33 protein-coding genes are annotated in these 25,589 nt (G+C 65.5%); 19 read left to right on the plus strand and 14 right to left on the minus strand.

Annotation, left to right across the window (positions count from 1 at the left end; genetic code table 11):
• A complete protein-coding gene (locus H6955_17880; GenBank protein ID MCP5315434.1) occupies positions 1–447 on the plus strand; it encodes a PilZ domain-containing protein in 447 nt (148 codons plus the stop codon).
• 15 nt (positions 448–462) lie between these two features.
• On the opposite strand, the gene H6955_17885 is transcribed toward H6955_17880, so the two are convergent.
• Positions 463–1,209, minus strand: coding sequence for a ferredoxin--NADP reductase (locus H6955_17885; GenBank protein MCP5315435.1), 747 nt, complete (start codon positions 1,207–1,209; stop codon positions 463–465).
• Positions 1,210–1,353: 144 nt separating this feature from the next.
• Between H6955_17885 and H6955_17890 the strand changes: the two genes are divergently transcribed.
• From H6955_17890 to H6955_17915, 6 genes are all read left to right on the plus strand, one after another.
• On the plus strand, positions 1,354–1,815 hold the full coding sequence (locus H6955_17890) for a hypothetical protein (GenBank protein ID MCP5315436.1): 462 nt from the start codon (positions 1,354–1,356) through the stop codon (positions 1,813–1,815).
• 127 nt (positions 1,816–1,942) lie between these two features.
• The gene (locus H6955_17895; GenBank protein MCP5315437.1) at positions 1,943–2,248 is read left to right on the plus strand and encodes a c-type cytochrome; all 306 of its coding nucleotides are present in this window, start codon (positions 1,943–1,945) and stop codon (positions 2,246–2,248) included.
• Positions 2,249–2,314: 66 nt separating this feature from the next.
• Positions 2,315–2,920, plus strand: coding sequence for a cytochrome c4 (locus tag H6955_17900; GenBank protein ID MCP5315438.1), 606 nt, complete (start codon positions 2,315–2,317; stop codon positions 2,918–2,920).
• Positions 2,921–3,171: 251 nt separating this feature from the next.
• Complete coding sequence (locus H6955_17905) at positions 3,172–3,813, plus strand: thiol:disulfide interchange protein DsbA/DsbL (protein MCP5315439.1); 642 nt, start codon at positions 3,172–3,174, stop codon at positions 3,811–3,813.
• Positions 3,814–3,816: 3 nt separating this feature from the next.
• Positions 3,817–4,638 carry an endonuclease/exonuclease/phosphatase family protein gene (locus H6955_17910; protein ID MCP5315440.1) on the plus strand — a complete coding sequence of 274 codons (822 nt, stop codon included), beginning with the start codon at positions 3,817–3,819 and terminating at the stop codon, positions 4,636–4,638.
• Positions 4,639–4,658: 20 nt separating this feature from the next.
• Positions 4,659–6,185 carry a GGDEF domain-containing protein gene (locus tag H6955_17915; protein MCP5315441.1) on the plus strand — a complete coding sequence of 509 codons (1,527 nt, stop codon included), beginning with the start codon at positions 4,659–4,661 and terminating at the stop codon, positions 6,183–6,185.
• Positions 6,186–6,191: 6 nt separating this feature from the next.
• On the opposite strand, the gene H6955_17920 is transcribed toward H6955_17915, so the two are convergent.
• Positions 6,192–6,791 (minus strand): hypothetical protein, encoded by a 600-nt coding sequence (locus H6955_17920; GenBank protein ID MCP5315442.1) that lies wholly within the window; start codon positions 6,789–6,791, stop codon positions 6,192–6,194.
• Positions 6,792–6,879: 88 nt separating this feature from the next.
• Between H6955_17920 and yidD the strand changes: the two genes are divergently transcribed.
• Both yidD and H6955_17930 read left to right on the plus strand, forming a co-directional pair.
• Positions 6,880–7,119 carry a membrane protein insertion efficiency factor YidD gene (gene yidD, locus H6955_17925; GenBank protein MCP5315443.1) on the plus strand — a complete coding sequence of 80 codons (240 nt, stop codon included), beginning with the start codon at positions 6,880–6,882 and terminating at the stop codon, positions 7,117–7,119.
• Positions 7,103–8,149: a hypothetical protein gene (locus tag H6955_17930; protein MCP5315444.1), complete on the plus strand. Its 1,047-nt coding sequence runs from the start codon at positions 7,103–7,105 to the stop codon at positions 8,147–8,149. Before yidD ends, H6955_17930 begins: the two co-directional genes overlap by 17 nt.
• Positions 8,150–8,157: 8 nt before the next feature.
• On the opposite strand, the gene H6955_17935 is transcribed toward H6955_17930, so the two are convergent.
• The 3 genes from H6955_17935 to H6955_17945 all read right to left on the minus strand — a co-directional run bounded on the left by H6955_17935 (position 8,158) and on the right by H6955_17945 (position 9,775).
• Entirely contained in the window at positions 8,158–8,361 is a 204-nt protein-coding gene (locus tag H6955_17935) for a YjfB family protein (protein ID MCP5315445.1), read from the minus strand.
• Positions 8,362–8,430: 69 nt separating this feature from the next.
• On the minus strand, positions 8,431–9,303 hold the full coding sequence (htpX, locus tag H6955_17940; protein MCP5315446.1) for a protease HtpX: 873 nt from the start codon (positions 9,301–9,303) through the stop codon (positions 8,431–8,433).
• A gap of 58 nt (positions 9,304–9,361) precedes the next feature.
• Positions 9,362–9,775 (minus strand): YbaN family protein, encoded by a 414-nt coding sequence (locus tag H6955_17945; GenBank protein ID MCP5315447.1) that lies wholly within the window; start codon positions 9,773–9,775, stop codon positions 9,362–9,364.
• Positions 9,776–10,137: 362 nt separating this feature from the next.
• Between H6955_17945 and H6955_17950 the strand changes: the two genes are divergently transcribed.
• From H6955_17950 to H6955_17975, 6 genes are all read left to right on the plus strand, one after another.
• Complete coding sequence (locus H6955_17950; protein ID MCP5315448.1) at positions 10,138–10,371, plus strand: hypothetical protein; 234 nt, start codon at positions 10,138–10,140, stop codon at positions 10,369–10,371.
• A 253-nt stretch (positions 10,372–10,624) separates the two neighbouring features.
• On the plus strand, positions 10,625–11,968 hold the full coding sequence (locus tag H6955_17955) for an MFS transporter (GenBank protein MCP5315449.1): 1,344 nt from the start codon (positions 10,625–10,627) through the stop codon (positions 11,966–11,968).
• A 147-nt stretch (positions 11,969–12,115) separates the two neighbouring features.
• Entirely contained in the window at positions 12,116–13,222 is a 1,107-nt protein-coding gene (locus H6955_17960; GenBank protein ID MCP5315450.1) for a polyamine ABC transporter substrate-binding protein, read from the plus strand.
• A gap of 6 nt (positions 13,223–13,228) precedes the next feature.
• On the plus strand, positions 13,229–14,362 hold the full coding sequence (gene potA, locus H6955_17965; protein ID MCP5315451.1) for a polyamine ABC transporter ATP-binding protein: 1,134 nt from the start codon (positions 13,229–13,231) through the stop codon (positions 14,360–14,362).
• Positions 14,340–15,281, plus strand: coding sequence for an ABC transporter permease subunit (locus H6955_17970; GenBank protein ID MCP5315452.1), 942 nt, complete (start codon positions 14,340–14,342; stop codon positions 15,279–15,281). Before potA ends, H6955_17970 begins: the two co-directional genes overlap by 23 nt.
• A gap of 43 nt (positions 15,282–15,324) precedes the next feature.
• The gene (locus H6955_17975; protein MCP5315453.1) at positions 15,325–16,131 is read left to right on the plus strand and encodes an ABC transporter permease subunit; all 807 of its coding nucleotides are present in this window, start codon (positions 15,325–15,327) and stop codon (positions 16,129–16,131) included.
• Positions 16,132–16,157: 26 nt separating this feature from the next.
• Here H6955_17975 and H6955_17980 read toward each other — a convergent pair whose 3' ends face one another.
• Together H6955_17980 and H6955_17985 are read right to left on the minus strand one after the other, a co-directional pair.
• Positions 16,158–16,976 carry an ion transporter gene (locus H6955_17980; protein MCP5315454.1) on the minus strand — a complete coding sequence of 273 codons (819 nt, stop codon included), beginning with the start codon at positions 16,974–16,976 and terminating at the stop codon, positions 16,158–16,160.
• Positions 16,977–17,064: 88 nt separating this feature from the next.
• Positions 17,065–18,081, minus strand: coding sequence for a metal-dependent hydrolase (locus tag H6955_17985; GenBank protein ID MCP5315455.1), 1,017 nt, complete (start codon positions 18,079–18,081; stop codon positions 17,065–17,067).
• 169 nt (positions 18,082–18,250) lie between these two features.
• Here H6955_17985 and H6955_17990 point away from each other — a divergent pair, with 169 nt between their 5' ends.
• Positions 18,251–19,180 carry a bifunctional helix-turn-helix domain-containing protein/methylated-DNA--[protein]-cysteine S-methyltransferase gene (locus H6955_17990; GenBank protein MCP5315456.1) on the plus strand — a complete coding sequence of 310 codons (930 nt, stop codon included), beginning with the start codon at positions 18,251–18,253 and terminating at the stop codon, positions 19,178–19,180.
• A 76-nt stretch (positions 19,181–19,256) separates the two neighbouring features.
• On the opposite strand, the gene H6955_17995 is transcribed toward H6955_17990, so the two are convergent.
• The gene (locus tag H6955_17995) at positions 19,257–19,706 is read right to left on the minus strand and encodes a protein tyrosine phosphatase family protein (protein ID MCP5315457.1); all 450 of its coding nucleotides are present in this window, start codon (positions 19,704–19,706) and stop codon (positions 19,257–19,259) included.
• Complete coding sequence (locus tag H6955_18000; protein ID MCP5315458.1) at positions 19,703–19,975, minus strand: YdeI/OmpD-associated family protein; 273 nt, start codon at positions 19,973–19,975, stop codon at positions 19,703–19,705. Before H6955_18000 ends, H6955_17995 begins: the two co-directional genes overlap by 4 nt.
• A 340-nt stretch (positions 19,976–20,315) precedes the next feature.
• On the opposite strand from H6955_18000, the gene H6955_18005 reads away from it, so the two are divergent.
• Genes H6955_18005 through H6955_18015 form a run of 3 tightly spaced genes read left to right on the plus strand, consistent with a single transcriptional unit; the run spans position 20,316 to position 22,457 of the window.
• Positions 20,316–20,774 carry a hypothetical protein gene (locus tag H6955_18005; GenBank protein ID MCP5315459.1) on the plus strand — a complete coding sequence of 153 codons (459 nt, stop codon included), beginning with the start codon at positions 20,316–20,318 and terminating at the stop codon, positions 20,772–20,774.
• 44 nt (positions 20,775–20,818) lie between these two features.
• Positions 20,819–21,673, plus strand: a complete 855-nt coding sequence (locus H6955_18010; GenBank protein MCP5315460.1) for a DUF692 domain-containing protein — start codon at positions 20,819–20,821, stop codon at positions 21,671–21,673.
• Positions 21,666–22,457 carry a putative DNA-binding domain-containing protein gene (locus tag H6955_18015; protein MCP5315461.1) on the plus strand — a complete coding sequence of 264 codons (792 nt, stop codon included), beginning with the start codon at positions 21,666–21,668 and terminating at the stop codon, positions 22,455–22,457. Before H6955_18010 ends, H6955_18015 begins: the two co-directional genes overlap by 8 nt.
• Positions 22,458–22,496: 39 nt before the next feature.
• Here H6955_18015 and H6955_18020 read toward each other — a convergent pair whose 3' ends face one another.
• From H6955_18020 to H6955_18040, 5 genes are all read right to left on the minus strand, one after another.
• On the minus strand, positions 22,497–22,943 hold the full coding sequence (locus H6955_18020; protein MCP5315462.1) for an SRPBCC family protein: 447 nt from the start codon (positions 22,941–22,943) through the stop codon (positions 22,497–22,499).
• A 68-nt stretch (positions 22,944–23,011) separates the two neighbouring features.
• Positions 23,012–23,473, minus strand: coding sequence for a hypothetical protein (locus H6955_18025; GenBank protein MCP5315463.1), 462 nt, complete (start codon positions 23,471–23,473; stop codon positions 23,012–23,014).
• A gap of 147 nt (positions 23,474–23,620) precedes the next feature.
• Entirely contained in the window at positions 23,621–24,055 is a 435-nt protein-coding gene (locus H6955_18030; protein ID MCP5315464.1) for a hypothetical protein, read from the minus strand.
• Positions 24,056–24,089: 34 nt separating this feature from the next.
• Positions 24,090–24,623 carry a hypothetical protein gene (locus tag H6955_18035; protein ID MCP5315465.1) on the minus strand — a complete coding sequence of 178 codons (534 nt, stop codon included), beginning with the start codon at positions 24,621–24,623 and terminating at the stop codon, positions 24,090–24,092.
• A 277-nt stretch (positions 24,624–24,900) separates the two neighbouring features.
• Positions 24,901–25,467, minus strand: a complete 567-nt coding sequence (locus tag H6955_18040) for a histidine phosphatase family protein (GenBank protein MCP5315466.1) — start codon at positions 25,465–25,467, stop codon at positions 24,901–24,903.
• Between the last annotated feature and the right edge of the window lie 122 nt (positions 25,468–25,589).

The following is a 25,589-nucleotide window of genomic DNA, read 5'->3' on the forward strand; positions in this document are numbered from 1 at the left end:
ATGAAAAGAACGGGCCCGGATGCCAGGCACCAAGCGCGTCGATTCATCCGCCATCCCGCGCGGATGCCGATCCATTTCGATCTACAGGGCCGTACCGACGGGCGGGACGAATACCTGCGCAATGTCGGCGAGGGCGGTCTTTGTTTCACGACCGAGGAGGCCTTGCGACCGGGACGGTCGATCCGCCTGACGATTCCGGTGTTCGCCGAGCGCTATCAGGTAGAGGCGACGGTGGCCTGGTGCCGGCCGGCCGAAGCGGGCTTCGAGGTCGGGGTAAGGTTCATGACCCCCCAGGACCGATTCTGCGTGCGCATGGTCGAGCAGCTCTGCTACATCGAGGACTATCGCAACCAGGTCGAACGCGAAGAGGGGCGGCAGATGACCCGTGAGCAGGCCGCCGAGGAATGGATCGAGCGGTTTGCGGAGGTGTTTCCGGGGCTGCATTGAGCCCCGGCATCTCGTTCAGTGGTACTTTTCGGTGCTGATGTGGCCCGGTTCGCGGCGCCGGTGGCGGCGCAGCCCGCGGGTCTCGAGCGTCAGCAGTGCGTCGCTGATCATGCCGGAGTGTCCACACAGCATCACATGGCTGTGCTCGGTATCCAGTTCCACGCCGACATGCTGCTCCAGCCGTCCGTCGGCCAGCGCCTGGGTGATACGGCACGGCAGGCCGTTGTCCACGGCCTCGCCGGTGACGAAGGGCACGAAGCGAAAACGCTCCGGATGCTGCATCTGCAGGCGTGCAATCAGGTCGCTGTAGCCGAGGTTCTGGAGATAGCGTACGCCGTAGCCGAGGATCACGTGCTCGAAGCGCTCCCAGGGTTCGTCCGTCTGCAGCATGGAAAGGAATGGGCCGACGCCGGTACCGGTCGCGAGCAGCCACAGGTTGCGCGCGCTGGCCGGCACCTCGTCCAGCGTCAGCAAGCCATTCGCGGAGTCGGTCAGCCAGACCTGGTCACCCGCCTCGAGCGTCGCCAGTCGGCTGCTCAGCGGGCCCTGGGGCACGATATTGAAGAAGATCTCGAGCACCGGCTCGTGCGGCGGATTCACCAGCGAGTAGGGACGACCGACCCGTTCGCCATCGAGATCGACACCGATCCGGATGAACTGGCCGGCGACGAACGGCGGCCCCTCGGCCTCGATCGCCAGCGAATAATGCGTATCGTTCCAGCGCGTCTTGCGGGCCACGCGGCCACTCATCCATTGCGTCATCTCGTACCTCCGACCGCTAAATTAGTGGCGTGTGGCGCGAAAGCAACCCGGAGACGTCTCCGGTAATGCCGCCGGGCAGGGAAAGTGCCGGCAAGCTGTGGCAGACTCGCCGCCTCGTTCGGGTGACGCATGGGGAAAAGGCCGGTGAAGGGATGGCGCGGTGTCGCGGGCCTGCTGGTATTCGTGGCGATGGCCGGATTCGCGTACCTCGGCGCGCGGTATTGGCAGGCGGGGACGACGGGTTACCGCAGGCTGCCGGCGGCCGCCGACTGCGAACTGAGCTCCGGCAGCTGTCGCACCCGGCTGGGCGACGGATGGGTGGAGTTCTCGATCGAGCCACGCACCCTGCCGTTGATGCAGCCATTGCGCCTTGCGGTGCGCACGCAGGGTATCGCGGCGGCCGCGGTCGCGGTCGATATCCGCGGCCTGAACATGCAGATGGGTCTGAACCGCACCGCGCTGCGGCAGGATCGGGAAGGGGTGTGGAGCGGCGAGACCATATTGCCGATCTGCAGCCAGCGGCGCATGGAGTGGGAGGCCGCCGTGCAGATCGATGCGGATCAGGGCGTCGAGATACCGTTTCTTTTCGCCACGACGCGGTCGTGAAAGCCACCTCGTCGGTTTGCCTACTTAAGCGTCTTCTGATATAAACGCGAGCCGAATCCGGGCACATGGGTCGGTCGGCGAGCGCTTGTGGGCCCGACCACTGTGGCCGATCTGCCGGGGGGCGCCAATGCGGATTTTCGCGATCGCTGCCATGCTGGCGCAATTCGGGGTCTGTGGGGCCGCACAGGCCGCGGACACGGCGGCAGGGCGGATCAAGTTCGCGCTATGCGCAGGCTGTCATGGGCCGACCGGAGCCGGCAATGCGGAGATGCGCTATCCGGCACTGGCGGGACGGGATGCCGCGTTCGTGGCTGCGCAGTTGCGCGCCTTCAAATCCGGCACCCGCGACAACCCGACGATGAGGGCGATGGCCGCAGGCTTGAGCGATGTCGATATCGACAACCTCGCCGCCTACATCGCGACCCTCAGATGAGCTGGGGCGCAGGGGGCCGGCCATGAACCTTTGTTTAACGCTTTCCAACGTACCTGGATGGTCCATATGAAAAATTTTTCTCTGATCGCCTCTCTCGCAGGTCTCATCGCGGTGGCCCCGGCCATGGCGGCGGGTGACATCGAAGCCGGAAAGACCAAATCCGCGATGTGCATGGCGTGCCACGGTACCGATGGCAACAGCGCCGCCCCGAATTTCCCGAGACTTGCCGGACAGCACGCGGACTACCTGGTCAAGCAGCTGTCCAACTTCAAGTCGGGTGACCGCACCGATGCGACGATGAACGGCATGGCCGCGGCACTCAGCGATCAGGACATGGCGGATCTGGCGGCATTCTATGCAGCGCAAAAGGGGGCGGTCGGCAGTGCCGCGCAAGACAAGGTCGTGCTTGGCGAGTCGTTGTACCGTGCCGGTAACGCCGCGAGTGGCGTCTCCGCCTGTGCCGCCTGTCACGGTCCGGCCGGTGGCGGCAACCCGATGGCCAAGTTCCCCAGCCTGAGCGGCCAGCACGCCGACTACACCGTCACGCAGCTGAAGAACTTCCGCGCCGGCACGCGTGCGAACGATGCCGGTTCGATGATGCGCGGCGTGGCAAAAAAGATGACCGACGCCGAGATCGACGCCGTCGCGCAGTACATCCAGGGGCTGCATTGATCGCAGGCCGATTGCGAGTTGGCAAAGAAGGCGGCGCAAGCCGCCTTTTTTGTTTGTGGTGGAGCCGCTTGCGTGCCGCTGCGACGCTGGCGGGCCTCGGCGGCGCGGCCGGTGGCGATCCCCCGGCGGCTGCGGTTGCAGTGGCCCGGTGCAACGCGCCAGAATGCCGACACGAGTGACTTCCACCGTCGAACTCGCGACCCGACAGGCGGTCTTACCGGCGGTGCATTATGAAAAAACGGAGTCTGAGTGTGAGACAAGCCATCGTGACCCTGTTGACGGGGTTTCTGCTGATCGCCGGCGCTGCCGGGGCCAAGACCTTCGAAGAAGGGCTGCAGTACGTGCGGATCGACCCGCAGCCGCCGGTCGGAACCGGTGAGGATGTCGAGGTCCTTGAATTCTTCTGGTACGGCTGCCCGCATTGCCGCGACTTCGAGCCGGTGGTCTCGAAGTGGGCCAGCGGTCTGCCGGCCAATGTGAAATTCACCCAGGTGCCGGTGCTGTTCGGCGGGCCGGCCGACCTGCATGCGCAGATGTACTACGCGCTCGAAGGCATGGGTGAGTTGGCGCGGCTGCACGAAAAGCTGTTCCATGCGATGCATGTCGACAAGAACAAGCTGCGCGATCGCGCCGCGGTGGATGCCTTCATGCAGCAGAACGGCGTCGATCTGGCCAAGTTCAACGAGGCGATGAGTTCGTTCGCGGTCGCTGCGAAGGTCAACCGGGCGCGTGCGCTGATGCGCCGCTATGGCATCCGCGGTGTCCCGGCGTTGGTCGTCGATGGCCGTTACCGCAGTGGAAGCGGATTCGCCAGCTACGCGGAGATGACTGAAGTTGCCGATTTCGTGGTCGCTAAGGTGTTGGCACAACGCAAGGCGCAGGCTAGCCGCTGAATCATGGACCTCATTCGACAAGGCACGGGTGGCCCCAGCGGGCCCGACGCGGCCGACCTGCAGGCGGCGGGTCGGGGACTGCGTCTGCTCAGCTACAACATCCAGGCCGGTGTCGACACGCGCCACTACCGTGAGTACGTGACCAAGGGCTGGAAACACCTGCTGCCCAACCGCGAGCGCCTGCGCAATCTCAACCTGATTGCCGACATGATCCACGGCTACGACCTGGTCGGGTTGCAGGAGGTCGATTCGGGCAGCCTGCGCAGTGGTTTCGTCGATATGACCGAGTACCTGGCAAACCGCAGCGGTTATCCGCACTGGTACCGTCAGGTGAATCGCAACATGGGCGTGCTCGCCCAGCACAGCAACGGGTTTTTGAGCCGTATCCGACCGACCCGGGTCAGCAATCACCGCTTGCCGCCGGGTAACGGCCGCGGGGCGATGCTGCTCGAGTTTGGCGAGGGACCGGAGGCGCTGGTGGTGTGCAGCATGCACCTCGCGCTGAGCCGCCGGGTACGCACCCGGCAGCTCGATTTCATCAACGATCTGGTCGGCGAGCGACGCCACCTGGTGGTCATGGGTGATCTGAACGCAGGCTGCGACAGCAGCGAGGTACGCGCGTTCATCGAAAAGACCGGTCTGACCGAACCGGCCTGTGACCAGGCCACCTTCCCCAGCTGGCGCCCGGTGCGGCGTATCGATCACATCCTGGTCTCGCACGCGCTCGAGGTCAGGAACACCCGGGTCGTCGATTATGCGCTGTCCGACCATCTGCCCATCTGTGTCGAGCTGGAGTTGCCCGAGGGCATCCGCCTGGCGGCCTGAGACGTGGTGACGCGCCCTCTATGACCGACTGGCGGGAACGCTACCTGCAACTGGCAGATCAGAACGAACGTGCCGAGCAGAGCCACGCCGACGCCGAACGCGAGCTGATCCGCCTGGTGACGCGGCTGTGCGTCGCCACGTCCGGGTTGGACCCGGTACTCGATCCCCACCTGAATCGTTTGCGCCAGGCGGCCAAGGGCGGCAAGGCCGAGACCCTGCTGCGACGCGCCGACGAGTTTGCCGACTCGCTGGTCAGCGCGACCGAGGAGCGCATGCGCCCCGGTGTCATCGCGATGCTGCTCGAACGGTACGGTGCCGCGCAGCGCCAGGTCGACGAGGCGCTGAAGCTCTGGGCCGCGGTCGCGGCGGATCCCGCGGCCGCCAGCGATGCGCAACTCGATCGGCTGGCGGACGCGCTGCGCAACAGTCTGGCCGCCGGCGCGGAGCGTGAAGCGTCGCGGCCGGGGCTGCTCGGCCGACTGATAGGCAAGTCCGGGCACAAGGACGACCTGCCGCCCAACCGCGTGCTGCTCGACCTGCTGCAGGCGGTCGAATGGCCCGACAGTCTGGTCGACCAGGTCTCGGCCTTTCGCACCGAGTTGCTGGAGGAGGGCAAGGAGGACGCCTGGGTCCACGTGGTGCGCGAGATCAGCGATCTCGCGGTGCGCGCAATGCAGCAGTCGCAGCTCGATGCGCAGTCCGCGGAGTCCTTCCTCACCGCGCTCAACCAGCGCCTCGAAGAGCTTGACCGACACATGCACGACGAGGCGCAGCGGCGCGTCGAATCACAGGCGAGCGGCGAACGGCTCGGCCAGTCGATGGACAGCGCGGTCGGCTCGTTGACCGAGAGTGTGCGCAGCAGTGTGAGTCTCTCGGAGTTGCAGGCCAACGTGATCCGCACGCTGGACCGCATGCAGACGCAGGTCCGCGAACACCTGCTGGATGAGAATGCCCGTCGCGAAAAGGCCGAGGACGAGGCGGGCGTGCTGCGCGGCCGCCTGCGGCAGCTCGAGCAGGACACCTTCGACCTGCGCCGCCAGGTGGCACAGACGCGCCGTGCCGCGATGCGCGATCCCTTGACCGGGCTGGCCAATCGGCGGGCCTACGATGAGCGCGTTGCCCAGGAATTCGCGCGTTGGAAGCGCTTCGGCGGGCCATTGGCACTGTTGGTGCTGGACGTGGACGACTTCAAGCAGATCAACGATCAGTTCGGTCACAAATCCGGCGACAAGGCGTTGATCATGATCGCCAAGATTCTCGAGGAGCGACTGCGCGAGACCGACTTCATCGCACGCTTCGGTGGCGAGGAGTTTGTCGTGCTGTTGATCGGTGCCGAGCGCGACGATGCCCTGCGCCTCGCCGACGGCATGCGACAGGCGGTCGCCGAGGGCGGTCTGCACGCCAGCGGAAAGCCGGTCAAGGTCACGGTATCGGTGGGCATGGCGTCGTTTGCGGATGCCGACACGCCCGAGGTGGTGTTCGAGCGCGCCGATGGGGCCCTGTATCAGGCGAAGCGCACGGGCAAGAATCGCGTCACCGCCGGCTGACGGTCATCACGCCGAGGGATCGCGAGCCGGTGACGCGGTGCCACACGGCATGAGGTATCCTGCCCAGGCGTAGCGCCAGCTCTGGCCCGAGGCGTGCTGCAGGCGTTCCAGCAACAGATCGCTGGGACTGGCCTCGCCGGGAAACACATTTCGCAATTCGATCAACGACCGGCCGCTGATCGCGTGTCCACGCCAGTCCAGCCGGTGCGGAGACCAGCGCCTGCCGCAGCCGATGCACGGCGGCGTCGAATCGGTTTCCAGCCATTCCCGCAGCTGCGCCTGCCAGTCGGGCAGGCGGGTGCGACATGCCGGGCAGCGCGGTTTGACCGTATTCGGCCCGGTGACCAGCCGGGGACTCGCCAGCGGGCCGTGAAGGGCGACATGGCAGAACTGCATATCGCCGTCGGCGGCGGGTTGCATCTGCAGGAAGGGTGAACAGCCGGCATACACCACGTGTCGACTGAAGCCATCGCCGGCGGTGAAGGTGCAATCGTCGAGTGCCGCATCGATGATCCGCAGTTCGCGCAGCACCCGGGTGATCCCGGAGAGCGGGACGGCGACGAAGGGGTCTTGCGGAGCGAGGAACAGGCTGGTGAGTTGTGCCATTGCCGGGATGGTGGCGTAGCTGCCGACCGCGGGCAAGCGCGGGCATTGCGGATCCGTCGGGGTTGGCGGCCGACTGCAGGTAGGATCAATGATCAAGACACTGATGCTGAAGCTGGTGAGGGGCTATCAACTGCTGATCAGTCCGTTTCTCGGCAACAACTGTCGCTATATGCCCAGTTGTTCCGCGTACACGCTGGAGGCCATCGAGAAGTGGGGCCCCTGGCGTGGCCTCTGGTTGGGCATCCGACGCGTGTCGCGCTGTCATCCCTTCCATGCCGGTGGTTACGATCCGGTCCCCGATCCCCACGAGCATGATCACACCCGTTGACCCCCGTCCGTCGCCGTTCAGTTCACCCGAGGCGTTGCGCGCTGCGTTCGGTGCAGGCCTGGAGCGCCTGCTGACCCACGATCTGCTCGGTACCTTCATCCTGGTGCTGGGCAATGCAAGCTATGACCGCGCCCAGCTGGAGCCCCTGCGCGGGGCGCTTGGAGATGCGTTTGCTCGTTGGGAGGGCCGTTTCGCCCGGCAGTCACCGCGGGTGCGCGAAGCGGCCGTGGACGACATCGCGGTATTCGAGCGCCTGCGGTCGACCGCGATCGACGCGTTGCCCGCGATGCAGCGGCGTGCGGTCGGCCCCTGGTCCGTGCAGCTCAATCCGCTGCGGGCGCTGCGGCCGCCGCGCATGAGCGGTACCGCAGTGACCCGGCTGCACCGCCCGTTCGATCGCGACGGGTTTCACTTCGATCGACCCGTTCTGCGCCGTGAGGTGTTTTGGGAAGGTACTCTCGGGGCGCTGTCCGCACGTCTGCTGTACAACAAGTTCCCGTTTGCCGATCTGCATACGCTGCTGGTGCCGCATCCACAGAGGGGGTTGCCGCAGTGGCTGGACCGCCAGACCCACGTCGAGGTCTGGGACACTTTGGCGGTGCTGGGTGAGGCGCTGCCGGACATCGGCGCGGGGTACAACGCCCAGGGCGCCTACGCCTCGGTCAACCACCTGCACCTGCAGATGTTCCTGCGACCGGTCGGTGACTACCCGATCGAGGCGGCAGAGTGGCGACACAACGGTGGCCCGTGCCCTTACCCACTGGCGGTGACCCGGCATATCGATGCCCGGACCGCCTGGGAGGCCATCGAGCGGCTGCATGCCGCGGGGGCGACGTACAACCTGCTCTATCGCCCCGGGCACATGTATCTGGTGACGCGTGCCTTCCAGGGCAGCTACCGCCACAGTCCGTGGACCGCTGGATTCGCATGGTCGGAGGTGGCGGGTGAGGTGGTCGTGGCTGAGGCCGCGGTGTTTGCCGCCCTCACCGCGCAGGCCATCGATCAGGAGTTGGGATTGCTCGTTGTCTAGGGCGTTGCTCAGGCCCGGACGTCGACGTGGTGGCCGACCGCGCTCGCCGGATCGGGCACGCTGGCAGCCACCGACGCGATCAGCTGTGCGGCCTGCGTGGACTGCAGGTCGAGCGCCTTGCGGAGCACCGAGATCGCAACGGCGTCGCCACTCTGCGTAGCATCACCGTTGATCTGCTGAATCAGGCTGGATGAAATCGCGGAGATGTCCATACAGGCGATGGCGGCTGTGCGCCATCGCCCTTGAGCAGGCTGCGAAGCGGTTTCCCAGCGGGTCGCGACTCAGGCGGCGCGTTCCAGTACCGCGATGCGCTCCGGCAGCGGCGGGTGGCTGGCAAACAGTTCCTTCAGTCCCTTGCCCGTGATGCCGAACGCGGCGATCTCGTCGGGCAGCGGCTGGGTATCGTGGGCCTGTTGCAGGCGGCGCAGCGCGGCGACCATCTTGTGCCGCCCGGCAAGCTGGGCGCCACCGGCGTCGGCGCGAAACTCACGCCAGCGCGAGAACCACATCACGATCATGGTCGCGAGGATGCCGAGGACGAACTGCGTGATCAGCGACACGATCCAGAACGCCGGTCCGTGTCCGCGTTCGACCCGGAAGACGACGCGATCGACCAGGTGGCCGATCACCCGGGACAGGAACACGACGAAGGTGTTGACGACGCCCTGAATCAGTGTGAGGGTCACCATGTCGCCGTTCGCCACATGGCTGATCTCATGCGCCAGCACGGCCTCGACCTCGTCATGGTTCATCGAGCGCAGCAGACCGGTGCTGACCGCGACCAGTGCGTCGTTCTTGTTCCAGCCCGTCGCGAAGGCGTTTGGCGAACCTTCGAAGATGCCGACCTCGGGCATCTTGATGCCGGCCGCCTGGGCCTGGCGCTGTACCGTCTCGAGCAGCCACGCCTCGTCCCCGGACTGCGGTTGCTCGATCAGGTGGACGTGCATCGTCTGCTTGGCCATCACCTTGGACATGAACAGCGAGATCAGCGACCCGGAGAATCCGATGATCGCCGAATAGATCAGCAGCGCATTCATGTCGAGGTCGACGTTGTTCTGCGCCAGCAGGTTGTCGATCCCGAGCAGCCGGAAGGTGATGCTGATCAGTGCGACGATCGCGATGTTGGTGCCGAGAAATAACAGGATACGCAGCATGGAGATGTCCCAGAACCGCCGAGGAATGCGGAGAATGTGGGACCGGGCAGCGGATAAATCAAGGGCCGGCGGTGTCGCCCAGCGGCTTGCTCAACACCGGCAGGTGAAGGATGTACAGCGCGACGCCGGCGATACAGACGCCGCCCGCGATCGCCGCCCATGACAAGGGACCGAACACCCACGCGGTGAACGCATAGGATGCGGCGAGCGCGAGCAGGGCGATACGTTTGGCGCGCCGCGGCATCGCGTGGTGTTCCTCCCAGGCCCGCACCACCTCGCCGAAGCGCGCGTGTTCGCGCAGCCAGCGGTGCCAGCGTTCGGACGACCTGGAGAAGGCCCAGGCGGCGATCAGCAGGAACACCGTGGTAGGCATCAGCGGCAGAAACGCACCGATGATGCCGAGCAGCACGCACAGCCAACCCAGCCCCAGGTAGAGCTGTCGGCGTGTTCCTGAAACGCTGTCTCGTGACATCTGTCCCGCCTCAAAGTCGTGCCTGGGCACCGCGTCTGCTTGCGTATTCTGCGCACCCAGGGTTAGCGGATTCCCCTGGTTGCAACTTTAGCGGCTGGGGACCGATTCGCCGACTGCCGCCGAGGGTGTGGTCGAGGGAACTTCGCACGCCGCCGCCTGTCTTTTGGGATCAGCGTCCGGCGAGTTGCGCGCGAGCCCGCTTGATCGAGGTTAAGGACTTGTCGCACAGTCCGGCGAAATATGACGCATCCACTCGACGCCGACCGGCGCAGGGCCTAAATTACTGGGCTCGCCAGATGCGAATACCGTCGCGGCGACCGAATTCGTCCACCCTTTCCAAGCCAGACCAAAGGACCACACCGATGCACAAGACACCCATGACCCTCGCGGCTTTCGCCGCAATGCTCGCCACTTCCGTAGCCTTCGCCGCCCCGGCGAAGTTCGACAAGGCGGACGCGAACGGTGACGGTTCGCTCGATGCGACCGAGTTTGCCGCCAGCGGGATGAAGAAGGAGATGGCCAAGCTCGACAAGGATGGCGACGGCAAGCTGAGCAAGAAAGAGTATTCGGCCGGCATGGACGAAGACTGCGAGTAAATCCAGGCACTGCCATCGCGCCGATCAGGCGGTAGTGCGAAGCCCCCGGCCCTGACCGGGGGTTTCTGCTTTTGGGCGGCTGGCCGTACGGGTGTGGCCCTTGCCAACCTATCGAAAAATAGATACCAATCGAATTTAACAATCCATGGGGCTCTCGTCGAACGGTGGGTCCGACGCGGCGGCGCCGCAGTGGGCGCCATACCCGGCGGGCTGTCTGTCGGTGGTCTGAAGTTCGCAAGCAGTCGAGGTGCAGATGCAACGCGGGATCGAAAAGGTCGGCGAACAACAGATACCCCGGATCGATGTGCTCTACAACCTGATGACCGGCGACGAGGATGCCCGGGTCTGCAAGGACATCCCGCCCGAGTCGTGCGACGACCAGCCGCGTAACTTCTTCGCCTACCTCGGGGCCAATACCCTCAACAAGGTCGCCGACGAACTCGCCAGCGCCAAACTCGTGCTCCCATGGATGCTCGGCGTGCTGGGTGCGCCGGCGGCGTTCACCGGGTTTCTCGTGCCGATCCGCGAGTCGGGCGTGTTGCTGCCGCAGATGGCCGTGGCCGCGATCGTCAGGCGTCTGCCGTTACGCCGCCCCGTCTGGCTGCTGGGTGGCGTGCTGTCGGCGCTGTCGCTGTTCGGTGCGGCTTTGGCCGCGTTGACCCTCGACGGTATCGCCGCCGGTTGGGCGGTGGTCGCCGCACTGCTCGTTTTCAGCCTGGCGCGCGGTCTGTGTTCGGTCTCGGCAAAAGACGTGCTCGGCAAGACCGTCTCGAAGAGTCGCCGTGGCCGGCTGATGGGCTGGAGTGCCGCCATGGGCGGCGTGCTGACCCTGGTCGTGGGTGGCGGCTTGACCCAGGTCCCGCAGGCCGACACCGGGCGCGAGGTGTTCGCATTCCTGCTCGCGTCCGCTGGCGTGCTGTGGCTTGCGGCCGTGGCGATGTTCGCGACCATCCGAGAACGGCCGGGGGCGACCTCCGGGGGCGGCAACGCGTTGCAGGTGGCAATGGACAACCTGCGCCTGCTGCGCGACGACAGGCCGTTCCGACGTTTCGTGTTCGGCCGCATTTCACTGTTGGCGGTCGCGTTGTCGCCACCGTTCTACGTGCTGCTGGCGCAGCAGCAGGTGCAGGGTGATCTCGCCGGCCTGGGGCTCTTGTTGATCGGCAGTGGACTGGCGACCGCGCTGAGCTCGCCGCTGTGGGGGGCGCTCGGCGACCGGTCCAGCCGCAGCGTGATGGCACTGGGTGCCGCGGGTGCCGGCATCCTCGGCATCGCCGTCAGCGCTGCGGCGTTCGCCGGACAGCCCTGGATGGCCTCGCCCTGGGTGCATGCGGGGATCTACACGGTGCTGACCGTGATGCACAGCGGCGTGCGCCTCGGCCGCAAGGTGTATCTGGTGGATATGGCGACCGAGCAGACGCGGGCCGCCTATGTCGCGGTATCGAACACCGCCATCGGCGTGATGATGTTGGTCGGCGGTCTCGTCGGCGCCCTGGGGGACCGCATCGGGGTGACTGCGGTGATCGGCCTGCTCGGGCTCTGGTCTCTGCTCGCCGCGTGGGAGGCGCTGCGTCTCCCCGAGGTCAGCGAACCCTGAATGACCGGCCGGTACCGTGGTGGGCCCGACCACCGCGTGCCGAGTGTCCGGTCCGACATTCGCGACCTTGTGCCTGTCGGGAAAAAACGCGTGACGGCCAGGGCGCTTCGGTGCACGCTATTCGTCCGTCTATCACTGACCTGGGAGATGCTCGCGGTGTCACGGTTTCCTTTGATCGGTTTCCTGGCTGTCGTTGCGTTGAGTATGCACGCCCACGCGGCCGAAGAGCCCGTGCTGCATGTCTACAACTGGAGTGACTACATCACCGACGAGGTGTTGCAGCAGTTTCAGTCCGAGACGGGCATCAAGGTCGTATACGACGTGTACGACTCGAACGAGGTGCTCGAAGCCAAGCTGCTCGCGGGCCACAGCGGCTACGACCTGGTGTTCCCGACGGCGCGGCCTTTCGCGCAGCGGCACATCAAGGCCGGGATCTATCGCCCGCTCGACAAGGGCAAGCTGCCGAACGCCGCCGGACTCGACCCCATCATGATGCGCAAGCTGGCCGAGATCGATCCGGACAATGCGCATGTGGTGCCCTACATGTGGGGTAGCACCAGTATCGGCTACAACGTCGACAAGGTCGCCGAACGGCTGGGAGCCGAAGCACGTGCGGACACCTGGTCGCTGATCTTCGATCCTGCCAACGCGGAGCGTCTCGCGGACTGCGGTATCAGCCTGCTCGACGACTCGACCGAGGTGTTCGCGGCCGCGTTGATCTATCTCGGCAAGGACCTCAACAGCACCGACAAGGCCGACCTGGAGGCCGCCACTGCCGTGCTGCAAAAGGTGCGCCCGTCCATTCGCTACTTCCATTCGTCGCAGTACATCAACGACCTCGCGAACGGGGATCTGTGCGTGGTGCACGGTTACTCCGGCGACATCCTGCAGGCACGTGACCGTGCCGCCGAGGCGAACAACAAGGTGAACATCGCGCTGGCGATCCCGCGCGAAGGCGCGGTCGTCGCGGTCGACGTGATGGCGATCCCGGCCGACGCCAAGCATCCGGGCAATGCGCACAAGTTCATCGACTTCATCCTGCGTCCGGAGGTGATCGCCAAGATCACCAACTACGTCGCGTTCGCCAACTCGGTCCCGGCCTCGTTGCCGCTGCTGGAAGCCGATGTGCGCGACGATCCCGGTATCTTTCCGCCGCCCGAGGTGGTCGAGCGCCTGGTCGCGCCTGACGAGCTGCCACCGGCCGCGCTGCGTGCGCGCACCCGGGCCTGGACCCGGGTCAAGGCAGGTCGCTGACCGCGGATGGCGGGTCCGCGTCCGGAACTGGAGGCGTGGCAGGATCCCTCTGCCGCGCCGCTGGTCGAGATTCGCAACGTCACCAAGACGTTCGGCAAGCACTACGCGGTCGACGACGTCTCGCTGGCGATCTACCCGGGTGAGTTCTTCTCGTTGCTCGGTGCTTCGGGCTGTGGCAAGACCACGCTGCTGCGCATGCTGGCCGGCTTCGAGACACCGGACAGCGGGCGCTTGTTGATCGGCGGCGAGGACGTGACCGAGCTGCCGCCGTACCGACGACCGGTCAACATGATGTTCCAGTCGTATGCGCTGTTCCCGCATCTCACGGTCGCCGACAACGTCGCCTTCGGCCTGCGCCAGCAGGGGCTGCCGCGCGTACAGATCCGCGAGCGGGTCGCCGAAATGCTCGAACTGGTGCGCCTGGCCGACTACGCGAAACGCAAGCCCGATCAGCTGTCGGGCGGACAGCGCCAGCGGGTCGCGCTGGCCCGGTCGTTGATCAGGCATCCGAAGCTGTTGCTGCTCGACGAACCGCTCGGCGCGCTCGATCGCAAGCTGCGCGAGCACACGCAGTTCGAACTGGTCAATATCCAGGAACGGCTCGGTATCACCTTCGTGATGGTCACGCATGACCAGGAAGAGGCGATGACGATGTCGACCCGCATGGCGGTGATGAACGAGGGCCGCATCCGCCAGATCGGTACGCCGACGGAGCTCTACGAGTACCCCAGCAACCGCTTCGTCGCCGGCTTCATCGGTGCGGTGAACCAGTTCGACGGGCGCGTGCTCGAGCAGGCCGACGATCTGCTGGTGGTACACAGTGATGCGGCCGGTGCCGAGCTGCGCGTACACACCCAGCAGTCGGTCGGTCCCGGCACGCCGGTGGTGGTCGCCGTGCGGCCGGAGAAGGTGCGTATCACGACCGACCGGCCGCCGCCCGGCGACAACAGCCTGTCGGGCAAGGTCGAGGAGATCGCCTATCTCGGCGACGTGTCGATCTATCACGTGCGGGTCCCGGGTGGTGCGCTGGTCGAGGCGCAACTCACCAATCGCGCTCGCCGCGCGGCGGCGCCGCTGACCTGGGGTGACCAGGCCTGGATCGGTTGGAACGCGGACGATGCCGTCGCCCTCCTTGAATGACGTCTGGCGGCGCGCACGGCGCGGCCTGCGTCAGCGTCTGACCTCCGGGCGCGGTGCGGTCGCCGGAGTCCCGCTGCTGTGGCTCGGCCTGTTCTTCGGTCTGCCGTTCCTGATCATCGCGAGGATCAGTCTGTCCGAGGTGGTGATCGGTCTGCCGCCGTATTCCGCCCTGATCGAGTGGGCCGAGGACGGCCTGCTGCAGGTGCGACTCAACCTCGCCAATTTCATGCTGCTCTGGCAGGACAGCCTGTACCTCGACGCGTTCGTCAATTCGATCCGGGTCGCCGCGGTATCGACGCTGCTGTGTCTGCTGCTCGGTTACCCGATGGCGCTGGGTATCACGCGGGTCCGGGCGAGTCTGCGCGTGCCGTTGCTGATGCTGGTGATCCTGCCGTTCTGGACCAGCTTCCTGATCCGCGTGTATGCCTGGATCGGTATCTTGAAAGGCAACGGCCTGATCAACAACCTGCTGCTCGGGCTCGGTCTGATCGACCAGCCGCTGCAGTTGCTGCATACCGATTTCGCGGTCTACCTGGGCATCGTCTACGGCTACCTGCCGTTCATGGTGCTGCCGCTGTACGCCACCCTTTCGCGCATGGACGACAGCCTGCTGGAGGCCGCCGCCGACCTCGGTTGCCGGCCTTTGTGCGCGTTCTGGCGGATCACGCTGCCATTGTCGATCCCGGGTATCGTCGCCGGGTCGCTGCTGGTGTTCGTGCCGGCGGTCGGCGAGTTCGTGATCCCGGATCTGCTCGGCGGTCCGGACAGCCTGATGGTCGGCAAGGTGCTGTGGACCGAGTTCTTCAACAACCGCGACTGGCCCGTCGCCGCCGCGATCGCGGTCGCATTGCTTGCACTATTGGTCGCGCCGGTGATGCTATTCGAGCGGTTCCGCGAGAAGGGGCAGGAGGCGTCGTGAACCGGCCATGTACCCGTCGGTGCGACCGCAGGACCCGCGCGCGATGACGCGCCGGCGTTCGACCCTGGTGTTCAGTCTGCTGGCGTTCGGCTATGCGTTTCTGTATGCGCCGATCGTGTCGCTGATCGTCTACTCGTTCAACGAATCCCGCCTGGTGACGGTGTGGGCGGGTTTTTCGACCAAGTGGTATGTGAGCCTGCTGCACAACGAACAGCTGCTCGGGGCGGCGTGGGTGAGCCTGCGGATCGCGGTGATGAACGCGACCATCGCGGTCGTGCTCGGGACCCTTGCCGGCGTCGCCCTCGTGCGCTTCGGACGTTTTCGCGGTCGCGCGGCGCTGGCGCTGATGGTCGGGGCGCCATTGGTGATGCCCGACGTGATCCTCGGGCTCGCCTCGCTGTTGCTGTTCGTGGCGATGGAGCAGCTGATCGGCTGGCCGACCGGACGCGGCATCACGACGATCACGATCGCGCATATCACGTTCTCGATGGCCTATGTCGCGGTGATCGTGCAGTCGCGCCTGGTGCGCCTCGATCCGTCGTTGGAAGAGGCCGCACTGGATCTCGGGGCGCGGCCGTGGAAAGTGTTCTTCGTGATCACGCTGCCGCTGATCGCTCCCGCGTTGGCGGCCGGCTGGTTGCTCGCGTTCACGCTGTCACTCGACGACCTGGTGATCGCCAGTTTCACCTCGGGGCCCGGTGCATCCACCCTGCCAATGGTGATCTATTCCAGCGTGCGACTCGGCGTAAGCCCGGAGATCAACGCACTGGCGACCTTGTTGGTCGTGCTGGTCACGATCGGTATCGTGATCGCCGGCATATCGATGCAGCGGCGTGCAAACGCCGATTGATCATCCGGGCAGGCCGGCGTGCTGCGTCATGCGCGGCGCTGCAGCAGTGTGCGCAGCCCGGCGATCTCGGCACGCATCGCGCGCAGCTCGGCGTGCAGTTCGAGGCCCTCGCCGTGCACCAGTTGGCCGATCTCGGCGGTCTCCCGGTCCTTCTGTTCCTCGACCATCGACTGCATCGTGCTGACGATGATCGCGATGAACAGGTTGAGCATCGTGAAGGTCGCGATCAGGATGAAAGTCACGAAGTAGGCCCAGGCCCAGGGATACACGTCCATCACCGGTCGTGCGATGCCCATCGACCAGCTTTCCAGCGTCATGATCTGGAACAGGCTGTACATCGACTCACCGAGTGTGCCGAACCAATGCGGGAACTGTTCGCCGAACAGGCCGGTGGCCATCACACCGGCGACATAGAACAGGATCAGCAGCAGGCCGGCAATCGACAGGATGCCCGGGATCGCGCGCAGCAGCGATTCGACGACGAAGCGAAAGCGCGGCACCATCGAGATCAGCCGCAGCACCCGCAACACGCGGAGCACCGTCAGCGGTCCGCTCGACGGCACCAGCGCGATGCCCACGACGAAGAAGTCGAACAGGTTCCACGGGTTGCGGAAGAAGCGGATGCCGGAGGCATACAGCTTGACCAGGATCTCGGCGACGAACACGCCGAGCAGCGTGTGATCGATCAGCTTCAACAAGCCGGCGGCGACCGCCATCACCGGCTCCGATGTCTCCAGGCCAAGTGTGACTGCGTTGATGATGATCAGTGCGACGATGATCCGCTGTACCCGCGGCGATTCGATCCAGGCACCGAGTGCCCGCCTAGATCCCGACTGCTGAACCACGACCCCTCCCGGCGAAACGGGCCCTCGGCCCGGTAAACGACAATGTGAAACCCCGGGTATGACAGATGTCGTCGGCCGGGGTTCAGCGTCAGGCCTGCTCGCGCGGTGTCACGACCGGGAGACCGCGGATGCGCTGCCACAACCAGTGCATTCCGGGACCGATCGGCAGGCGGCTGCGGTGGCGGATCGGTTCGATCGGCACCAGCGGCTCGCTGTGATGCTCGGCGAACGCGAACGAGAAGGGGTAGTAGGGTTCTTGCCCCATGCGCAGGTCGGTGATGCGGATCCGGTGCCCGTCGTCGCTGAGCGCATAGAAACCCCTGGAAAAACGTCGGATGAGGTCGGCGTCACCGAAACCGGCCGTGCGCCGGTCGAGGACCGCGCCGCGTTCGTAGCGCTCGAATGCGATAGCGCCGGGCGGGTCGAGCAGCGAACGGAAACCCTCGTAGTAGTGATCCTCCGTGACCAACACGATGCGCCACAGCAGGGTGTTGAATGGCGTCGGCGTGACCAGGATACGCCGCTCGTCGAGTTGCGCGGCCTCGGGTGCGGCGCGCACCCGCTCGGTGACGTACGCCTGCGCGGCGACCGACCAGCCGGCATACAGCGTCGACAGCAGCAGCCCGGCCAGGTTCCAGCGCCAGCGCGCTCCGCGGCGCCACACCAGCGTGCCGACCACGCCAACGACCAATGGCAGGGTGTAGAGCGGGTCGATGATGAACAGGCTGCCCAGGCCGACGGGCCGGTTGCTGAACGGCAGCCAGACCTGGGTGCCGTAGACCGTCATCGCGTCGAGCATCGAATGCGTGACCAGGCCCAGGATCACCAGCAGCCACCAGCGGCCGTACAGTTCGCGCGTCCGGGTGAGCCAGGCGAGGACGCCGGCGAGCAGCGGCGAGACCAGCAGTTGCCAGAAGAACGCGTGGGTCTCGGCACGGTGCAGCACCATGTCGCGGACCGCATCGCCCTTGTCGATGAACACGTCGAGATCGGGCAGGGTGCCGATCAGTGCCCCCGCGAGTGCCGACTGCCAGACCGGGCGATGCCGGTGCATCACCGCGACCCCGATCGCGGCGCCGAGCGCCGCCTGCGTTACCGAATCCAAGCCTGTACCCCTGTTGTGCCGGCCCTGCCCGATTGGACAGCATAAAGCGGCGAGCCGCACCGCGCCGATCGGATCAGGGGGCAAACAACAGGGTAGAAGGGGCCATCGCCCTCGCTGTGGCGCAAGAATCGGGTGGGCCCGGAACCCGCCGGGCGCTAGAGTCCGGGTCATGGTGACGGACGGCAAACCTCGTGTGTCGCACGCCGAGCGGGCGGATGACGACTATGCGCGCATCGAGCAGGCGATCGGCTACCTGCGCGCGCATGCGGCCGGGCAGCCGCGGCTTGCCGATCTCGCGGCAGAGATCGGTCTCAGCGAGGCCCATCTGCAGCGGCTGTTCAGCCGCTGGGCGGGGATCAGCCCTAAGCGCTTCGTGCAGTACCTGACCGTCGAGTACGCGAAGCGGCGCATGGCGCAGACCGGCGATCTGCTCGATCTGGCGCTCGACGCCGGGTTGTCCGGACCGGGACGGCTGCACGACCTGTTCGTCACGATGGAGGCGATGTCGCCGGGCGAATACCGGCGTGCGGCGGCCGGAATCGATATCCACTGGGGCTGTGGTGACACGCCGTTCGGCCCGGGGTTTATCGCGTTTACGGCGCGCGGCATCTGCCACCTCTCGTTCGTGGACGCCGCGGATCACGACGCCGCGCTCCAATCGCTGCGCCCGCAGTGGCCCGAGGCGCGCCTGTTGCGGGACGACCCGGCTGCGGCGGCGTTGCTGCAGCGCGTGTTCGAGCGCCCGGTACAACGCGCCGCGGACGGCCTCTCGCTTTGGGTGGCGGGCAGCAACTTCCAGGTCCACGTGTGGCGCGCGTTGCTGCAGGTGCCGTTCGCCGGTCTGCTGAGCTATCGTCAACTGGCTGCACTGCTCCACAGGCCGCGCGCTGCGCGCGCGGTCGGTACCGCGGTCGCGCGCAACCCGATCGCCTTCCTTATCCCCTGTCACCGGATACTGCGCGAGTCCGGCGACTTCGGCATCTACCACTGGGGCACCGAACGCAAGACCGCGATCTGTGCTTGGGAGGCGGCGCACACCGCGTCACCCGACGATGCGGCGGAGGCGCCAGCATCCGTCGATGGATCTAGACCGGTCTGAGGTTCGTGGTCCAGGGCCGGCTCCGGTGTGTCGGCTCACCGCTCCCAGGCCCCCCGCGCCATGCGCGCCACGAGAATCACCAGACGTCGTCGGCGCCATAGGCCATGAAGCGCTGCCAGGCGGCGTCGGGTTCCCAGCCGGGCAGGACCGCCCCGCGTGCCTGCGCGTCCGAGCGACCGAGGACGAGGCGTTGATACTGGTACAGAAATGCCGAAACCCGTTTGTTGACTACGCAGTGCACCCAGCAGCGTTGGGTTGCAAAGGCCTGCATGACGCCACAGAACTGCCTCAGGTGCTCGACGGTCGGGGCGCCGAACGGCACCGGAATGTGCACATAGGCCATGCGGCGCGCGGTCACGATATGGCCCTCGTCGGGCAGGGCGTTCTCCGAATTCGGCATCGCCAGGTTGATCACGACCTGGAAGCCGGCCTCGGCGATGGTCCTGAATTGCATCTCCTCGGGCTGACCCGAAGAGGCGATCCTGTCCGATACCCGGATGTAGTTGTTGATGCTGCGAAGACTCATCGCTCGTTTTGGGTGTCATGGCGGGCAGAGGCCGGATGCGCCATCCCCATGTAAACACCACCCGCTTCGAGTTCGTTCAGCATGCGCGACAGGCGCCGCCGCCTTGTGGTGACCAGTTTTGCCTGGCCGATCCACCTCAGGTAGTCGTTCCGCTGGTACGCGGGGCGTCGCCGGTAGGCATCCATCAGGCCCGTCCGGGTCAGGGCATCCTTGACGAAGGCGGGCATCGGTTGTCGCTGACGTTTCAGCCTCGAAAGATCTGCGGCCATGGTGATTCCTCTGACAATCGGTGCCGCGAGCAGGCCGGACCCCGTCCCCGAAGGCGTTCAGCCGGGCATCGCGGTGTCGCCGCAGCCCAAGCATAACCAAGCTTCGCACCGCCGACACCGGAGACCCGGAGCGGTGCGACCCTGGTCGCCGCATCGTGTCCGAGAACGCGGCCGATGAACCCGTGCGCCGCCGTGCCATCGTCTTCGCCCATCCCACGCGCGATGAAATATTCCGCCACGCCGTTCGGTCTCGACAATCACTGGCACCAGTCCAGTCGGACCCGCCGCGCCTGAGCCGTTGGCTGGTGGGGTGTAAGTCGAAAACAGGAGGAGTACTTCAATGAAAGACAAAGTTCCCGCGAGGGCGAGCGGTGTTGCGCTGGCGCTCGCCGCGGCCGGCATGCTGGCAGGCTGCCAGAGCAATCCCACCAGCGGCGGTTCCGCGAGCACGGCATCGGTCGAGATGGGTCACTGCTACGGCGTGAACGCCTGTGGCGGCCACAACGATTGCAAGACCGCGAAGAACGCCTGCGCCGGACACGCCAGCTGCAAGGGCACCGGGTTTGTCGCAATGCCCACCAAGGCCTGTGGCGACATTGGCGGCACGGTACGCGACGACTGGCGCGGCAAGGTCGCGAAGGCCGATCTCAGCCAGTGCCACGGCGTGAATGCCTGCGCCGGCCACAACGACTGCAAGACCGCGAAGAACGCCTGCGCGAGTCATGCGAGCTGCAAGGGCACGGGCTTCGTGCTGATGCCCTCCAAGGCCTGCAAGGACGTCGGCGGCAAACTGGGCTGAGCCCAGTAGTTCGAAGCCCCGACATTTCGATCGATCCGCGGCAGATGACGCAGAACCGACACGACCTGGGATTCGGCTTGGGCCTGCGTACCCAGCATTTTCAGTACGTGCTCGACACGCTGCCGCGGATCGACTGGTTCGAGGCGATCTCCGAGAACTTCATGGTCGCCGGTGGCAAGCCCCGGCATTACCTGCGTGCCGTACGCGAGCATTACCCGGTGGTCCTGCACGGTGTCTCGTTGTCGATCGGCAGCGCCGACCCACTGGACATCGGCTATCTCCGCGACCTGAAGGCCCTCGCCGCAGACGTCCAGCCCGAGTGGGTGTCCGACCATCTCTGCTGGACCGGTGTCGGTGGTGTCAACAGCCACGACCTGCTACCGCTGCCCTATACGGAGGAGGCGATCGCCCATGTCAGCGATCGCATCGCCCGGGTGCAGGACTTCCTCGGCCGCCAGATCCTGATCGAGAACGTCTCCAGCTACCTCACGTACCGGCATTCGGCACTGGCCGAATGGGAGTTCATCGCCGAGGTCCTGCAGCGCAGCGACTGTCTGTTACTGCTGGACGTGAACAACATCTACGTCAGTGCCCGCAACCACGGCTTCGAACCCGGCGCCTTCCTCGCGGGCATACCGGCCGAACGGGTCAGGCAGATCCACCTCGCCGGGCACACCGACAATGGCGACCACCTGATCGACACGCACGACCACGCGGTGTGCGACGCGGTCTGGTGCCTGTACCGCGAAGCGGTGCAGCGCTTCGGCCGGGTCAGCACGATGATCGAGCGCGACGACAACATCCCGGCGTTCACCGAGCTGGAGGCCGAGCTGTCGATGGCGCGAGCGTTCGCCGAAGAGGTCCTCGCGGCGCAGCAGGCACAGACGGCACATGGCTGACGCGGTCCCCCTCGCCGTGTTGCAACAGCGCCTGATGGCGCACCTGCAGCGACCGGATGCCACCGCCCTGTCCCTGGTCGCGGAGCAGCCGCCGCTGACGGCCGAGGCGCGCCTGTCGATCTATGCGAATGCCTACCGGGTACGGTTGGCACAGTGTCTCGAGAACGATCACGAGATGCTCGCCGCCTATCTCGGCGACGAACAGTTCGCGTCATTGTGCGACAACTACATCCAGGCATCGCCGTCGCGGGTGCGCTCGCTGCGCCATTTCGGCGATGGTTTACCGGTCTTTCTGCGGCGCCACGCGCCGTACGACGGCCTGCCGGTACTCGCAGAACTGGCGCGGTTCGAGCGCGAGCTGATGAACGTCTTCGATGCTGCCGATGCGCCGTTCGCCTCGCGGGATGACCTTAGATCGGTGCCGGCGGCGCACTGGCCGGAGCTGCGGTTGGTGTTTCATCCCAGCGTCCGGATGTTCGAGACCCGGACCAACGCGGTGGCGATCTGGCAGGCATTGAAGCACGCCGATACGCCACCCGGCGCGACCCATGATACGGGCACGACCTGGTTGCTGTGGCGCGGCGAGGACCGCCTGTCGCAGTTTCGATCGCTGCCGCATGACGAGGTGGCGTTGCTGCAGGCAGCCATGTCGGGCACCCGGTTTGCCGCGTTGTGCGAGATGCTGGTGAGCGACCAGGCCGACACGACGATCAGCCAGATCGCGCTACAGCAGCTTCTCGACTGGATGGACCAGGGCCTGATCCAGGGCCTTCAGTGGCCGTAGGCGACGGGCGCGCCGTGGGCCCACGCCGCGTCGATGCGGCTAGTCGGTAATCTCCGCCTCGACGAGCTGTGCCAGCAGGTTGAGCGATTCCTGCCAACCGAGATAGCAGGCCTCTGCGGGAATGGCCTCGGGGATCCCCTCTTGGATGATGTCGAGCTCGGTGCCGCACGCGACCTGTTTGATCGATATCGTGGTCTGCATCTCCCCCGGCAGATTCGGGTCGTCGAAGCTGTCGGTATGTCGTATGCGTTCGTTCGGCACGAGTTCGAGGTACTCGCCGCCGAAGGTATGGCTGTGACCGGTCGTGAAGTTCGTGAACGACATCCGGTAGGTACCCCCGACCCGGGCATCGAGGGCGTGAACCCTGCCCGTGAAACCGTTCGGTGGCAGCCACTTGGCCATCGCGTCGGCGTCCAGAAACGCACGATAGACGCGCTCCGGTGTTGCGCGGAGTACCCGGTGTAGCCTGACGCTGCTGGTCGCCATGTTCGATTCCTCAGTTGATCTATCGGGATGCCCGAGCCGCCGCTGCGGAAAACCGCTACCGCGCCAGGTCAGGAGCCGCCCTGCCTGCGCAGATAGTTGTCGCGGTGTTTCTCACAGACCGCCATCAGCCAGGACTCCCAATCCGGGATCTGATCGAAATCCGCATCGCGTTCGAATTTCACCCGGGTGTAGCGCGCCTGTTCGCCAAGGGTGCCGGGGTCGAGCCGCTCGATGGTGTGCAGCAACGCCTCGTACTCGGCCTGGCTCACATCGAACGGGCGCCAGGTCGCGCCGGGACTCATGCCGCCCTGGCTACCGCCGGATCGGAAGATCTGGTTGGCGATGTGCAGCGGAGGAAAGATGCCGCAGGCGCCGAAGTAGGGAATGTCGTACACCAGTACCGAGAGTTCGGCATGGCGTCGTTCCGGTTCACCGTGAAACTCGTGGCGTTCGTACTCAATGTTCATCATGTCCGCACCGATCACAACGGAACAACATACAGCGATGGAGATCGCGAGCAGCTTATTCATTGGCGATTTCTTCATCAACGACGAGTCAAGTGACGTCCGGGACACCGTACGGCGCTTGCAGCCGAGTCGCGACCAGCACAGCGGCGGCAGGTGTTTCGCGTGTCCAGGTGTGGGGCAACAAACGCCTCGCCGCCAACAAGGCGTATCTCACCCTATGCCGATCTGCGAGATGACCGCGGCGATCAGAATGGCGACGACGATCGCGCCCAGCGCCATCACGGCAAACTGGAAGGCCATGGCGATGCCGCCGAGGACTGCGGCGCCGCCGGCAGCGCGGACCGATTCTTTCCTTGCAAACCCGACAACACCCAGGATGATCGCCAGGCCGCCCAGAATCCCCGTGGCGATACGGAGCCCCTGATCGAGATCGATCGCTCTGGGTGCACTTGCCTCCTCGACCTTTTCGCCCTTCAGCGCAGCGATGGTGGCATTCTTGATCGCTACCGCCTTCTCGGCCACCGTCCTCTCAAGACTCGGTTGCGGTGAGAAGGGGCCGGCCCAGAAATGGGAAACGGCCACCAGCAAGGCGATGGCGCCCAATCCGATACCGACGAAGCTTATTGTGGATCTGCGTTCTTCCATCGACATTCTTCCCGCAAATGGCGCCTGCAACGGTTCAAGGGACCTCGGCGAGCGCTCGATGCGCGGCGCCTTTGAAGTCAACAGGTGCCGGCCGGCCTTTCTTGCGCGCCTTCTCGCGCGCGATCTGGTGATTCATGTCGGCCGCGATGAAGATGACGGGCTTGCCGGCCTGGCGTGCCGCGAGCATCTCGTCCCTGGTGACGTCACCACCGCCGATGGCGACGAACGACGTGCCGCTTTGCACCATCGCCGTCGATGTGGGCGAGAGGTGACCGGTCCCTTCGATCCGCCCTCCCCAGGTTTCGTCTTCGACAAAGAATACGTAGTCGACACACTGCGAAAGTGCAACGTGCTCGTCGCGGGCGAGCGTGGAGACGATGCCCATCGTCGTAAAGCCCTTCTGCTTCGCGATCTCGTAGACAGCGCCGATCCCCTCGGCAGTGGCACCGATATTGACCAACGTCTTTTCGGGGGCTCGACCGTCGAGTAGCCGTGAAGCGTGCGCGATCATTGCACCGGGGTTCTCGTATTGGGCGCCGGAAAATCCGGTAAAGGTCAGCACGTCCATTTTTCTGTCGTCGATGAACGACCTGATCGACGAGGGCGTTGCCACGCGCACTTCCTGCGGCCCATCACAGGCACACGCCGTACCTGGCACGAACGCCAGACAGCAAGTGATCAACGCCGCGCGTTTGATGCCGGGGATGTGACTGAACATCGGGTGTTTTCCTGAGCACTTGGTGAATCAGGCGGCCCGACCCTTTTCACGTTCGAGCCGCGTTCATTGAGGGCGGACACGCGCCCGTTCGTTGCGATTGGCGTGAACACATCATTCACCAGCCTGTTCACGGTTCGAGCGAGATCTTGCCGACCACTTCGACGTCGCCATTTTCGGCGACGGTGCCTACCAGCAGGTCGCCCATGTCGATCAACTCCATCGTCAGTGCATCGATGTTGGGGCGATGATTGACGAAGACGATCGGCGTGCTGCCGCGGTGTTCGATGAGCAGCGCGCTCACTTTGGCCTGGAAGGCCTCTTCTCCGGACGCATCGCCCACCGGCTTTTGCCGCAAGTCCGGATCTGTCAGGTACTCGCCAAAAGCGATCTGTGCAGTCTCGGTGCATCGGCACATGGGGGAGCTGATGACCTTCGGTCTGACGCCATGATTCGAAAATACCGCGCCTATCCGTTTCGATTGGGCTCTGCCTTCTGCGGTCAGGGTGCTCTCGCCCCGACAATTTCCGCTCGCGTCCCAGGCGAGCATATTGGTACCGTCGCGATTGCCGCTCGATTCCGCGTTGCGCATCAGAACAACCATGTTCGGTTCTCTCTTCAATCGTTCCCACAGCGATTCGTCGGCGGCCGCAGAAGAAGCAACCATCGACAAGGTCAGCATCGACAGGACACGCATGATTGCATGCTTACACCAAACCGGAGGGTGGCCTCGGCGGGGAAGGGACTTTCGACCACGGCGATGCGTGGCGCCGCACGCAGAGGGGCGCAGCGAGTCGAACGGCCTGAGCCGGGGGCTTG

The sequence above is a fragment of the Chromatiaceae bacterium genome (genome assembly GCA_024235395.1).
Lineage (GTDB): Bacteria > Pseudomonadota > Gammaproteobacteria > Chromatiales > Chromatiaceae > Thiosocius.